Annotated in this window: 11 protein-coding genes and 1 other RNA gene; 2 read left to right on the forward strand and 10 right to left on the reverse strand. The window is 46.9% G+C overall.

Going from position 1 to position 13,132, the window contains the following annotated elements; genetic code table 11:
- Positions 1–152: 152 nt before the first annotated feature.
- Positions 153–1,532, reverse strand: a complete 1,380-nt coding sequence (locus CBE68_RS15310; protein WP_087506975.1) for a DEAD/DEAH box helicase — start codon at positions 1,530–1,532, stop codon at positions 153–155.
- Positions 1,526–2,059, reverse strand: coding sequence for a hypothetical protein (locus tag CBE68_RS15315; RefSeq protein WP_087506976.1), 534 nt, complete (start codon positions 2,057–2,059; stop codon positions 1,526–1,528). Before CBE68_RS15315 ends, CBE68_RS15310 begins: the two co-directional genes overlap by 7 nt.
- Before the next feature lie 101 nt (positions 2,060–2,160).
- Here CBE68_RS15315 and CBE68_RS15320 point away from each other — a divergent pair, with 101 nt between their 5' ends.
- On the forward strand, positions 2,161–2,472 hold the full coding sequence (locus CBE68_RS15320; RefSeq protein ID WP_087506977.1) for a helix-turn-helix domain-containing protein: 312 nt from the start codon (positions 2,161–2,163) through the stop codon (positions 2,470–2,472).
- Here the strand turns inward: CBE68_RS15320 and CBE68_RS15325 are convergent.
- From CBE68_RS15325 to CBE68_RS15345, 5 genes are all read right to left on the reverse strand, one after another.
- The gene (locus tag CBE68_RS15325) at positions 2,469–3,530 is read right to left on the reverse strand and encodes a TniB family NTP-binding protein (RefSeq protein WP_143824588.1); all 1,062 of its coding nucleotides are present in this window, start codon (positions 3,528–3,530) and stop codon (positions 2,469–2,471) included. The genes CBE68_RS15320 and CBE68_RS15325 overlap by 4 nt on opposite strands.
- A gap of 2 nt (positions 3,531–3,532) precedes the next feature.
- Positions 3,533–5,383 (reverse strand): Mu transposase C-terminal domain-containing protein, encoded by a 1,851-nt coding sequence (locus CBE68_RS15330; protein ID WP_158100633.1) that lies wholly within the window; start codon positions 5,381–5,383, stop codon positions 3,533–3,535.
- 21 nt (positions 5,384–5,404) lie between these two features.
- Complete coding sequence (locus CBE68_RS15335; protein ID WP_087506979.1) at positions 5,405–6,028, reverse strand: TnsA endonuclease N-terminal domain-containing protein; 624 nt, start codon at positions 6,026–6,028, stop codon at positions 5,405–5,407.
- A 120-nt stretch (positions 6,029–6,148) separates the two neighbouring features.
- Positions 6,149–6,245, reverse strand: an RNA gene (gene ffs / locus CBE68_RS15340) — signal recognition particle sRNA small type.
- Positions 6,246–6,322: 77 nt separating this feature from the next.
- Positions 6,323–8,155: an AsmA family protein gene (locus CBE68_RS15345; RefSeq protein WP_158100634.1), complete on the reverse strand. Its 1,833-nt coding sequence runs from the start codon at positions 8,153–8,155 to the stop codon at positions 6,323–6,325.
- Positions 8,156–8,270: 115 nt separating this feature from the next.
- Between CBE68_RS15345 and CBE68_RS15350 the strand changes: the two genes are divergently transcribed.
- Positions 8,271–8,597 (forward strand): hypothetical protein, encoded by a 327-nt coding sequence (locus CBE68_RS15350; RefSeq protein WP_087506981.1) that lies wholly within the window; start codon positions 8,271–8,273, stop codon positions 8,595–8,597.
- A gap of 52 nt (positions 8,598–8,649) precedes the next feature.
- On the opposite strand, the gene CBE68_RS15355 is transcribed toward CBE68_RS15350, so the two are convergent.
- The 3 genes from CBE68_RS15355 to CBE68_RS15365 all read right to left on the reverse strand — a co-directional run bounded on the left by CBE68_RS15355 (position 8,650) and on the right by CBE68_RS15365 (position 13,113).
- A complete protein-coding gene (locus CBE68_RS15355) occupies positions 8,650–10,008 on the reverse strand; it encodes a class II 3-deoxy-7-phosphoheptulonate synthase (RefSeq protein WP_229744774.1) in 1,359 nt (452 codons plus the stop codon).
- Between the two features lie 112 nt (positions 10,009–10,120).
- Positions 10,121–11,320 (reverse strand): BaiN/RdsA family NAD(P)/FAD-dependent oxidoreductase, encoded by a 1,200-nt coding sequence (locus CBE68_RS15360; RefSeq protein ID WP_087506983.1) that lies wholly within the window; start codon positions 11,318–11,320, stop codon positions 10,121–10,123.
- Positions 11,317–13,113 (reverse strand): DUF885 domain-containing protein, encoded by a 1,797-nt coding sequence (locus CBE68_RS15365; RefSeq protein WP_229744775.1) that lies wholly within the window; start codon positions 13,111–13,113, stop codon positions 11,317–11,319. The genes CBE68_RS15360 and CBE68_RS15365 overlap by 4 nt, the downstream gene beginning before the upstream one ends.
- Positions 13,114–13,132: the final 19 nt, after the last annotated feature.

Consider the following 13,132-nt stretch of genomic DNA (forward strand, 5'->3'; position numbering starts at 1 on the left):
TGTTCGCAACGAGAAATCCGTTCTATGCGATAAGTTAAATCCAAGGAGATTTGTTTTCGATGATGTATGACAAACCGTCACATGATTTATTAAGCATTTCACTGGCACTACAGACAGTCCAAATACCGCTTAACCAAACTCATCGGTTAGGACTAAGTTAGAGCGCCACTGCTCTGAAAGACTTTAATCACGCGATGGTGAAAGTGGCCAAAACTCAGCGTATCAAAACTCAAGTTGCTGCCACGAGGTGTCAGCTCGTTGTGTAGGAGAGAGTCCGTCTCCGTGGTTTGCGGCGGTAATGCTTCAGCTGATTGATGCTCGCAGTCTATTAGCGCAATATCAGACAAGGCTGCCTTTTGAGGTTCAATGGTCACCACTGAGCAACTTTCTGGGAGGTCGTCTTGGACTCGTTGCGCATATTCAATTAAACGGCGCTCGGCAAACGTATACAGCCACGCTTCTTGGTTAGGAGCTTGATTCACTCGAAGGATTCGCCCCAGAACTTGTCTGAAATAGAGCTCCGTTCTTACTGTACTGACGTGGCAACAGACCTGTAGGCGCGGAATATCCGTGCCTTCGCTAATCATGCCAACGCTAACAATCCACTGCAGCTTGTTGTGGCGAAACGATTCGATTTGCTGATGTGGGCGCTCTTTTTGATAGTTGACGACGCAAACTGACTGACCAAATTCGCTCGCGAGCAGGTGAGCAATTTTATTCGCATGAGCCACTGACGATGCCACGACCAGTCCGCCTGCATTTAGGGACTGTTGACGTATTCCTGCGAGCTTAACGCACGCCAGTTTTAGCAAGTGCTTTAACGCAGTAGGCTCCTCAACAACACTGCGGTATGGGTGTTTGGTTTCTTTAAGCATCTGCTGCAGGCTGGAAAACTGCTTTACACCTTCATTTTGCGAGCGACTTTCAACCTGATTATCAATTAAAACAATTTTAGGAATGCGGCACACTCCATCCGCAACGGCTTGTTTAAGGCCATATTGGTAATCAACCACAAGTTCACCTTCCGGATTGGTGTATTTTGCCAATGCAATAGGAAGTTCATCTGAACGCCATGGCGTGCCTGACATGGCAAGAGTGTAACTTGCAAGGCTTTGCACTCGCCTCATGATCATTTGCCCCCACATATTGGCCTGTACCGAACCTGTTGAGCAATGATGGATTTCATCAAAAACCACAAATACCCGGTAGCGAGACAACGTCTGCCAGAAGCTTTCAGGAAGGAATTGTATGGCTTGATATGTAAGGCATTTTCCTAGCGTGCCGAGCCCGCCATCAAAGGAGCAACCTAAGTGTTTTGAGAATGTTGCAGTGATACCGTTGCAGACTTCTTTAGAAGGCGCAAAACAAAGCACTAAATCTATTTGGCGGTTCTGATGCAGCCGCTTAGCAACTTCTGCTGCAAGGAAGGTTTTGCCGCTGCCTGGCGTTGCCTGTAGGAAGAAATGAGCTTCATCATAGGTGAATTTTTGTTCTACACGTTGTGCACACTCTTGCTGCCAACCTCTTAGCACTTGGATTCACTCCGCAGCGACTTGATAGTGGCCGAAACAGCTTTTACTTTACCTAACAAATTTGCAGAGCGAATTTGTGCCTCGTGCAGTAATTTATTTAGCGATACACTAAGGCTTGGAAAGCGGCAGAGCAGGGATTGGTATTCCTCGATTTCGCCCAGCGTAATTTCAAGCTCGCCTTTGTGGCGGCTCAACTCTTCACCCAATACCTTTTTATCTTCATTTTGAATCGGTTGATTTGCTTTAGGCTGCTGATATTTGGCTTTGTATGAGGCAAACGATTGCGCAAGAAATTCGTCTGAAACGACATAACGCTTGGCTCCATCCACCTCAGTCGAATTCAGCCAGCCTTTGCGCTGGAAGCTCAGAATTTGCCGGTATATTTTCTTTCTCGCCTCATTGGGGTCTTGCGGCAATAAGTCCGCTTCTAACGCTGCATTCCTCAATTCTACAACCGTAAAATTGTTCATCTCCTTTTCAATCAGCAGCTTAAACATGATGGCATTAATTTTTGGAACAGCTTTCACTAACGTCAAACACCTTGGTTAAAACTTAGGATTGCTAAGTATACAGAAATCAGCAAAACTTAGACAATCTAAGTTACCTACGGTTGTTTGATGATGAATAAGTGCTCAACGAAAACCCGATCCCAGCGAGGCTCAAAGCCGCCCGTAAAAAAGCCAAGATCACGCAAAAGGAACTTGGGGTAAAAATTGGCATGGAGGAGAGCTCAGCGAGTGGCCGCATGAACCACTATGAAAAAGGGCGACATATGCCCGACATAGGAACGTTGCGGCGAATGGCACAAGAGCTCAATGTGCCGCTCAATTACTTTTTTTGTGATGATGACCTAAGCGCAGAATTAGCCTGTGCAATCGCTAAATTAAGCCCTGAACAACAAACCAAGCTACTCGAAGATTTGGCAAAACAATCGGACTAGGCTTTAAGCGGCTTTTTGCTTAGCAGCATACTCAGTGGCAGATGGTCACTAAACCGAGGTTTGAGAAGTTTGTCCTCATCGTTAGTTGCTGCGGTGTTATAGCTAGAACTGGCTTGAATTTGGCTCAAGTCGATAGCATCGAGCTGCATGGTAAAGGGATTTTTATCTTGCTTAAACTTTTGCTCAAATGCTTTGGCAAGTATGCCTTTATCGAGTGGAGCGTCTTGTTGAAGGCTCTGCATCAAAGCATATTGCAGGAAGTTTTTTAAAGCTCGCGGTTCGCCTTTCGACATTGCAAATAGCGGATAAAGAACGTCATTGCTTGTTAGGTTTGGCTTATCCTCAAACCCCATCCTCGACGCCAAACCAGCCACAAACATTGCAAAGTGGCGCTTTTTCTCGGTATCGATTCGATATTCGATTTTTCCTGACTCTCTTATCGTGCGTATTAATTTGAAGTATTCCAACTCTCGCCGCCAGGTTAGACGGGAATTCCATTGGGGCTCTTCGGCTAAAATGTCCGCATATGGCATGCCTGCAAGCACAAAAGACACATTAGCCTCTTCACTAATGTACTTAAACGTATTGGCGATCTCCTGACGCTGTTGAGGAGATGAATACTCAACCAACTCTTGAACTTCATTGACGATGATTAACTCTACTGATTTGCGTTTGAGCTGAGTGACAAGACCTTTAGCAAGCGCTATTTCGCTTCGATTTCGAATGGGACGCGAACCGGAGTTTTGGCCTAAGTCAACGAGTAATTGCATTAAAGAGTTACGTTCAGAAACTTTACTCGGAACTCGAGTGGACAAAACCGGCTGTGCTGCGAATGAGCCTGCGTAGACTTCAAAACGAGATAAGTAGTTGGCTATTAGCGCTGACTTTCCTGAGCCAGCTTCGCCAGTTAAAAGAAATGACTCAGCGTCAGCCCCAAGTGAATGTTGAAATCGAAGCTGATCCAATATGTCATATATTTCGGTTATTTGAGGATGCTCAATGTAGCAATTGGCAAATGTAGATAACTGCTCACATTGCGAGGGGCTAAGATTTTTCAATGTTAGTAGCCCTCAATATCGCCAAGATCATCATCGGGAAAACTCGAAGGAACCTCGTGCGACGAGTCTGGGGTTTGAATGACTTCAGAAACGATGGTTGTTGGCCCATCACTGCCAACATCCCGGATTTTGGCTAGTTTGGATGTATTGCCAGTTTTGGTTCTGGAAGCTTTGTTCGTTTGTCGCTCTGCAATTCTTTTGGCTTCTTGCTGGATTCGGTGCTCTAGATACATTCTCGTATCAGCCAAATCCTCTTCGTCAACCATTGCTCTGGTGTTAGTTCGATTCGCTTGTTGAATGACCTTGTGTTCAAAAAGAGATAGTCCTTTGGTGTAACCAGTGACATCAACAGCAGGAACCTTGATATAACGTTGCTCTGCATCCAAGTACGCGTAGATAGCGCTAATATCTGACGGATCTGTCTTGGTTTTCACCTGAAGGCGGCCGTTTGAAGCAGGTGTGTATTTTCGGTAATTATTTAACTCATCCGACTGATAGCGCAGCCCATGTAAATTGATGCCGTTTTGCCTAACAGTTGAAACGTTTAGTAAACCAAGTTCTATACGCAAACGAATGGCTTCTTCATGACTGTATGTGATTGGTGGCCACTCTGAACTTGTCCACTTATGATATGGAATTGCGCGGGCTCGGGCATCTGGCGTCATGTGGTAATGATCGACAATCCATTTGTGAACAAGCTCCATAAACGTTGAAACTCGAACCACTGACTCTTTTTTGGGGTCGTAATCTTCGAGCTGCGTGGGGTTGGTGAACGTTTTACCCGGCATTTCATTGATGAGCCCTTTGTTGAGCTGGTCAAATAGTTTTTCAACACCGGTTTTGCGCCAAGGTTTTGCTGCTTGGCTGTAATGAATGTTAGTCACTATGGGTTTCAGTGATTCTTCAAGACTGGCGCTCCAAAACTCCGCACCATTATCAACAATTAAATAATCAATTTTACCGCAGCAAGGCCAATCATTTTTTATTGATGGATATTTGTTATGCAACCACGATTTATCAAGCAAGGTATTGAGCAGAGCTTTCCGGACTGAGTCATAACTAGGCTCTCTGAAATTAACGCTCAGACCAACAATACATTTACTGAAGCGATCATAAAGCATCGTGAGGTAAGGCCGCCCGAGAGCAATACCCAGTTCATCATCAATGAGGATTACAGGAGCTGGAGTGTGGTCAATTTCAACATACTCCATTGGTTTAGTCGCAGGAATTTGCTGGCCAACAGTTCTGAATTCACGGTCAGCATAACGCTTACCAAACCTTGCTACAGCAACATCATACGGTGGAAGACTATTAACCCGGTGGTAAAACGCACGCTGGCTAAGAGGTTTGATTTTTCCCTCAACAATTGAGCGATTTTCAATAGTGACTCGACTCTTGTAATAGCGGTAAGTCGCGGCAATAGAGACTCTTTCTTTGGTCAGGTACTTCTTTTCAATTGCCTCATCAACCAGCCATTGTGAATCGCGCACCATTTGACGGCATCCCTTGGAGCGATGCTTGGGGACTAGTGAATCAACTGATTTACCTGATTCAAAATAAAGCTTTTTCCAATTCACAAGCGTTCGCCAACTTGGTGGAGATACCTCCAATTGCTCTTCAATAAGCTCTAATACTGGTTTGATATTTTTTTCGGTCCAGCCTCCTTCAAGACGCTTTGCGACAAATTGAATGATTTTCTGTCTCCGCATGGCTTCCTGTTGCAGACTTGGGGAAACTGAATCGAAGGCTGGTTCAGTAAGCTGAGGAGGTGGGGCGGTAATACTCGATGTTAACTCTGGTTGCTCATCAAATTGCTGTTCGCTGGCTTCCATCTCGTCAATGAAGCCAAACATACCGCCATCGCCCATATCAACTTAACTCCACACAACGCTATCTAAGCCGAACGCAGTATTGCGAACGTTGGTTTTTAGCGTGCCATTAGAAATCCATGACAATGCTGAAATTAGTGTTTCACGTTCAGAAGTACCAAGAGATAGTGCAACGTCCAACAAGGTCACTTGCTGATGTTTTTGCACAAACTTTAATACCGCTTTTTGTAGTGCAGTGATTGTTTGAAGGCCTGAGTAGCGGTGCAACAACTTAAGGTTGCCAATAACAGGGTCTAAGCGGATCTGTTTCTCAGTAACGAGAATCAAGCGCTTGCCATATTCGCTTAGCGAAATACGCTGTTTTTCGGCAAATCTCGCTCGAAAATCAGGCTTGAGGATCTGGCTTGAATGTTTCACCTCAAAGAAAGCAGCTTCAGAGTTACTACCTTCCACAAGAAAATCTGGTGTATAGCGACAAAGGCGGTTGTTGAAACGGTATTTAAATCCGTCGGGCTGCGACTGGTAGGAAGCTACCTCTGGGTCGTATTCAAGGTGGAAGCAAAAATCAAATTCGAGAATTGATAGAGTGCGTACAACAGCATCATTCTTCAGGCTCATGAACTTGCAGATGTTATGAACATGAGAGGATTTTTTAGTTTGGTCGTACATGTTAGGCCACCGTTTTGTTGTAAACCTACAACAAAACGTAGTCTATGCAGACTTAGTGTGCAAATTTGCAAACTTCTTTGCAATTTATGCAATCTTTTGATGCAAACATTAGGGTGGCAGCCCTACCAGCCACATCCCGGCACTCGAGTCACTTGCTGTGGCTGCTTCCTTCCGGACCTGACCAGGTTCACAAGCTATCAATGCGAGAGGACCCGAAGGGCCACCATAAAAGCGGCGAGCATTATTACTAATCGCCGCTTTAGTTGCAAGGGATTACTTTGAGTTCGAACCGTTCTAGTCTTTTCCGCCTAAAAAGTCACCGAGTTTGTCGGATAACTTCTTCAGCCCTTTGTCTTTTTCTTTTTCCAATTTTTCTTTGTACTCGCCTTTCATCGCTTCTTCAAAGTCGATCCCGTACTTTAAATCATCCAATGGGCCGCTGACTTTCAATGGCACTTTTAAGCCCTTGAGATCTTCGGCATCAGCACCGCCCTGACCTTTCGACGTTGCAACAATCTCAGTCGTGGCAGTGTAGTCCAAGGTGTTTGCCATCACATTCATTGAGCCTTCACCATCAACGCGAAGCAGTGGCGAAGCCAGTTTCAAATCTGGATTCGTTGCTACCCCTTTGGCAAGAGTGAAACTACCGCTTAATGAAGAGAAGTCGGTTTTCTTTTCTTCTTCGGGTGCTTTTTCGCCTTTCAACAGAGCTTTGGCTGAGCGGATCATCTGGGCAATGTTGACGCCTTCAAGGGCTCCATCGGCAAACAAGAATTTACCGTTGCCAGCGCTTGCTGATTTCAGTTTGTTGGTGGACAAGCCGGTACCACGAATATTCATATCGAAATTAGCATTGCCACTAACCATTTTCAGATCCGCTAAATCAGTGAGCAATGGCAGTGCTTGTACCGACTTCAAAGCGAACTCACTGCGGTAGCTACCAACTGCCTGCTGCGCATTTAACACGGCTCTGGCATCCGCGCTGCCGCCATAGAGATCGAGGTGAATTGGATTAGCATCGAGCACGCCATCTTTTAGATTGGCGTGCAGCTTGACGTTGGTGACGGTTAATCCAGCAACAAGAACTTTGTTAAAGCTTAAATCACCATCAAAGTTAAGGCTTTTCAAGGCGCTTAAATCTGGTTCTGCATCAGGGTCGGATGGCGTCTTTTTAGCTTGCTCTGGCGACTCGCCATTGCTGACTGGGGTAAATTCATCGACATTCAAAGTATCGAATGCCAACGCCACTTGAATATCAGGCACTGCTTGCTGGCGGAACTTAAACCAACCTGAGCCAGTTAAACTACCTACCTCAATTTGGATATCTTGCAGATCTACCGTTGGGCCGGCTAAGTTGATGTTTCCTTTACCACTGACATGTTTCTTCAGTTGTCCATTGGGAATGCTTGGGCCTGCGATCAAGGCATCTAGTGCCAGCTCGTGCAATTCGATGACATCAAAGGAGCTGGCGATGGTAATCGCAGCTTCAATCGCTACATCGATTTCAGTGTCATCGCTTTTCACCAGCAGTGCCAGCGATGCATCTGACCGAGCGCCTGGCACGAACTGATTGAGTTTAAAGTGTTTTAACTCGGCAAGCTGCTTGGAGCCCAATTGCCGATTATCGACGTTGACCGCGATATTGGTAATTGAAATAGCGCCCAGCTCAACACCAGATAAGCCTTTTTGACCAGATGATTGAGCTTCCGGCTCTGTGCTTTTAGCGGTTGATGAGCCAGACTTCAAATCGCTCAGGTTGTCGGTACCATCCGCCAAGGTAATCAGATTTAGTTTTACATCGTCAATGGCAATATGACTTACTTTTAACGTGCCACCGAGCAGCGGTAACATTGCCACCGATACGTCGAGCGACTTCAAAGAGGCCATGGTTGGTTCTGGAAATCCTTGCGGGTTGGAAAATGACACATCGGCCAACCCCAGACCAAATGAAGGAAACAAGTTCCAGCCAATATCTCCCCCGATTATCAGCTCTCTTCCTGTGGCATCTTTTACTGCTGTACTGATTTCATCCTTGTAATCATTGGGATCAAACACAACCGTGATAATCACCACAACCAGCAGCAACGCTGCAAACAAACCACCGACGATATAAATCAGCTTTTTCACGAATCTATCCTTTTTTGTCAACGACTCAGCATATTCCTATTAGGATAGTTGCATTTAACCCTAACTCATTGTCAAATTTATTATAAATGTGGAAATAATTGAGCTCAGAACAAGCATGATAAAGATTTATAACGGGTTTATTGCCATGGCGGCGCTAAGCACAGCATTTCTGGCTCAGGCCAATGAGCCACAATCAACAGAACACCAGTGTCAGCAACAATTGGCTCGTTTCGTTGGCATGCAAAACCATGTTCGCCAACAAAGTGATACACGGGTCCCTAGCATGGCGGTGGGTTTATCGGCCGAGGAAATCAAACAACTGAGTGAGCAGCAAGGCTATTGTGCGACATGGCAGCAATTGGTGGCCCGTTTACAGCAACAGCATCCGACCATACTCGATCAAACAGAACAAAAAACCGGTCAGCCTGCCCCCAAACGCTAAATAAAAAACCGGCCAGCGGGCCGGTTTTTTCAAACAATCTGTGATGCCAAGGCTAAGCAGTAGCAGCCCGAGCTTGTTTGATATGCTCGGCAATCAAGAATGCCAACTCCAACGCCTGATCGGCGTTTAAGCGCGGGTCACAGTGGGTATGATAGCGCTCGGCCAAATCATGCTCGGTGATTTCAAACGCGCCACCAACGCACTCAGTGACATCGCGGCCAGTCATTTCGAAATGAACGCCACCAGCATAGGTTCCTTCAGAGCCATGAATCTCGAAAAATTGAGTGACTTCTCGAAGAATTGAGTTCACCGAGCGAGTCTTATAGCCGTTATCAGCTTTAATGGTGTTGCCATGCATTGGGTCACAACTCCACACCACTTTGTAGCCTTCTTGCTCTACTGTGCGAATAATCTGTGGCAAGTGATCGGCAACTTTGTCTGCTCCCATCCGCACAATCAGATTCAGACGACCAGCTTCGTTATTCGGGTTAAGGGTATCGACCAACGTCCGCAAGTCATCCATTTGTGTTGTTGGACCAACTTTCAGGCCAATCGGATTGTGCACACCACGGCAGAACTCGACATGAGCACCATCTGGCTGACGAGTACGATCACCAATCCACAGCATGTGGGACGCACAGTCATACCAGTCACCGGTAAGGGTATCGCAACGGGTTAAAGCTTGCTCATATGGCAGTAGCAAAGCCTCATGAGATGTGTACAACGTGGTTTCATGCAACTGCGGCGTGTTTTGCGACGTCAAGCCACAAGCATTCATAAAGGCCAACGTTTCGTCAATACGGTCAGCTAGCACTTGGTAGCGCTCGCCTAATGGGCTTTTGGCAACGAAGTCCAAGTTCCATTTGTGTACTTGGTGTAGATCAGCCAAACCACCTTGGGCAAATGCTCGCAACAAGTTTAACGTTGAGGTCGCTTGATTGTAGGCTTCAACCATACGCTGAGGATCAGGAACGCGACTTGCCTCAGTGAAGTTAATATCATTGATGATGTCACCGCGGTAAGACGGCAACGTCACGCCATCAATGGTTTCCATATCAGCAGAGCGAGGCTTGGCAAACTGACCTGCGATGCGACCAATTTTTACCACTGGGCACTGACCAGCAAAGGTTAAGGCCACCGCCATTTGTAGCATCACTTTAAACGTATCGCGGATATGGCCCGTGCGAAACTCAGCAAAGCTCTCAGCACAGTCTCCACCTTGCAGCAAAAACGCCTCGCCGCGCGCAACGCGGGCTAAGTCTTGTTTCAGTGCTCGGGCTTCACCAGCAAACACCAATGGTGGCTGGTTTGCTAGGTGCTGCTCAACCGCTTTTAACTGCGCGGCATCGGGGTAAGTTGGCAGTTGCTTAGCCGGCTTTGAACGCCAGCTGTCAGGGCTCCATGTGGTCATGATTTGTCACCAGTTTTTATCAGGGATTGAGCATTATACGAATTCACAGCACGACGTCAGCTCTAGGATGAATTAACTTTGCAGATTTATCAGTTTTGCATCGGCATTTAACTTATAGTGCTTGAGCGCAAGCCCAGCCACTACTCCATGCCCATTGGAAATTATAGCCCCCCAGCCAGCCGGTGACATCAACCACTTCACCAATAAAGTAAAGCCCAGGTTGCTTCTTCGATTCCATAGTTTTTGATGATAATTCGTCGGTATCAACGCCACCGAGAGTCACTTCTGCGGTTCGATAGCCTTCAGTACCAGAGGGTTTAATCGGCCAACTCGCTAAGCGTTGGGCTAATGCCTGCAACTGTTTATCATCAAATTGCTTCAGCGGCTTATTGTCGATTTGCTGATGTTCCAACCACTGCTCAGCAACGCGTTTTGCCAGCACATCGCTAAGCACCGTTTTAATAGTGCGTTCACCATTTTTTTGCCGTTCATTGAGCAACCATTGATCGTCGCTGATTTCCGGTAGTAAGTTAATTCGAACTTCTTCACCCTCTTGCCAGTACGACGAAATTTGCAAAACGGCAGGACCGCTCAAGCCGCGATGGGTGAACAATAAGTTCTCTTCAAAGCTAGTACCCGATAGTGACTCAATCACGCTCGGCGCACTGACTCCGGATATCGCTTCAAAGCATGCTTTGTCATTTGGCTGCAAGGTAAAAGGCACTAAACCGGCGCGGGTTGGCAACACCTTTAGACCAAATTGCCTAGCAATATCAAAACCAAATGCGGTAGCACCAAGTTTTGGCATCGATAATCCGCCGGTGGCAATCACTAATTTTTTAGCACTCAACAAACCCGTTGATGTCGCCAACTGATAGCGTTCATCGCTATAGCTCACTTGTTCAACTTGGGTCCGTAAGCGAATTTCGGCACCGGCTTGCTGGCATTCAGCCAGCAGCATATTGACGATATCCTTGGCACTATCATCGCAAAATAGCTGGCCTAAGGTTTTCTCATGGTAGGGGATCTGATGTTTATCGACTAACGCGATAAAATCCCACTGCGTGTAGCGGCTCAGCGCTGACTTGCAGAAATGAGGATTAGCGCTCAAGTACGCTGCAGGTTCTACATAGTAATTAGTAAAATTGCAGCGGCCACCGCCGGAGATCAGAATTTTCTTTCCCGCTTGTTTAGCGTGATCGAGCAACACTACAGATAGTCCTTTGCCAGCCGCTTCAGCGGCGCACATCAAACCAGCAGCGCCGGCGCCGATGATCACGACATCAACGAGCTGCTGTTTTCCATCGGTCATTGTATCGACTCCCTAGCTGCAAGCGTCGTCTCAATGTAACGGTTGATTTGGTTTTCAAGTACGCTCAGCGGCACTGAACCATGACGCAATATTTGATGATGAAACTCTCTGATATCAAACGCCGCACCAAGTTGATGTTCGGCTTTCTGTCGCAATTGGCGAATAGTAATTTCACCGACTTTGTATGACAGCGCCTGCCCAGGCCACGAGATATAGCGGTCGACTTCAGTGGTAATGTTGTGAAGGCTCAAGGCGCTATTTTGCGCCATAAAATCAATCGCCTGTTGGCGGCTCCAGCCCTTGGCATGAATACCGGTATCAACAACCAAACGCAGCGCTCGCCACATTTCATAACTTAAACGACCGAAATTATCGTAAGGGGTTTGATAAAACCCCATTTCAAGCCCCAGCCACTCAGCGTAGAGTCCCCATCCTTCACCAAAAGCCGAGATATATGAGTAATTACGAAATGGCGGCAGATGCGTCATCTCGTTGTTCAAGGCGATTTGTAAATGATGGCCAGGTACCGCCTCGTGCAGGGTCAACGCTTCCAAAACATAAAGAGGGCGCTTACTCAGGCCATGGGTATTAACCCAATAAGTACCGGAGTCGGTATCGCTTCGAGGCGGTACATAGCGACCTGTGGTGTACTTCGGCGCAATACTGGCTGGCACTGGCGCAACCCCATAAGGGGTTCGTGGTAGGTGATGAAAAAACTTCGGTAGCTGAGCATCTGCTCGCTTGGCGATGTAAGACGCTTGTTTGAGCAACGCTTCTGGCGTTGTCGCATAGAACTGCGGATCGCTGCGCAAGAACTGCAAAAAATCAGCAAAATCACCATCGAATTCAACTTGTTCGATGACTGATTGCATTTCTGTTCGGATCCGGTCGACTTCATTTAAACCGAGTTGATGGACTTCATCCACGGTCATATCACGGGTGGTAAAATGTCGTACCCGATTAGCATAAAAAGCTTGCCCATTGTCCGTGTAACTGACGCCCAAGGTCGCCCGTGCATTGGGAATGTAGCGATCGACGAAAAACTGGTACAAGTCGTCAAAGGCCGGCATCACCAGTTGCTCGATTGCGATCAGTGCTTGTTTGCGCACAGCTTCTTGCTGTTGGCCACTCATTGACGTCGGCAATTGCAACATCGGCTGAAACAGTACATGGTCGGCTGGGTCATCGACGCGATAAGCACTGATGGAATGTTCAAATCCAGTCAACACAACTTGCGGCTGAGTGATGCCAGATTGCAGACCTTTTTCCAACCACCCTACCTGCTCATCAAAGTAACGAGGAATGTCATTTAAGGCATTTAGATAGTCATCGACTAGCTTCTCAGTCGTCAGTCGCCGATGCTGAAGATGACGGATGACATCATTGTGAAAACCACTTTCCGCCATAATCGGCACAAAATGCCGCTTGAACTTGTAGTAGTGATACAAGTCAGCGAGTTGGTAGCGCAAAATGGCCAGGTCGACCTGCCGTTCATCAGCTAAATCGGCGGCATTAATTGCCTCTGCTCGTTCCAAGAACAGTTTGTAGCTGAGCTGCTGTGCTGTCACCGTCAGCTCCGACAGATCATCCAAGCCTATCGTCTCTGGCTGCCCCATATAGACTGCGCTCATCGGTGAAGCTTGAATGCGGTACTGCCAGCTTTGGGCGATTAATTCACTCAGCGCATGCTCAGCTTTCGCTTGCTGGCCACCATTGGGCCAGCATGCTGACAACACCAAAACCGACAATAGGCCAATGAGCACAGCTGCCGATACGGAACGAATGACAATCACCAAGGGTAACCTGTTGTTG

It is taken from the genome of Neiella marina, from assembly GCF_002165625.1.
GTDB lineage: Bacteria > Pseudomonadota > Gammaproteobacteria > Enterobacterales > Neiellaceae > Neiella > Neiella marina.

Coding starts and splice junctions, on each gene's coding strand:
- CBE68_RS15330 (WP_158100633.1), bottom strand. CDS start 5,383: ATGTTTGGCTTCATTGACGAGATGGAAGCCAGCGAACAGCAATTTGAT.
- CBE68_RS15335 (WP_087506979.1), bottom strand. CDS start 6,028: ATGTACGACCAAACTAAAAAATCCTCTCATGTTCATAACATCTGCAAG.
- CBE68_RS15350 (WP_087506981.1), top strand. CDS start 8,271: ATGATAAAGATTTATAACGGGTTTATTGCCATGGCGGCGCTAAGCACA.
- CBE68_RS15355 (WP_229744774.1), bottom strand. CDS start 10,008: ATGACCACATGGAGCCCTGACAGCTGGCGTTCAAAGCCGGCTAAGCAA.
- CBE68_RS15360 (WP_087506983.1), bottom strand. CDS start 11,320: ATGACCGATGGAAAACAGCAGCTCGTTGATGTCGTGATCATCGGCGCC.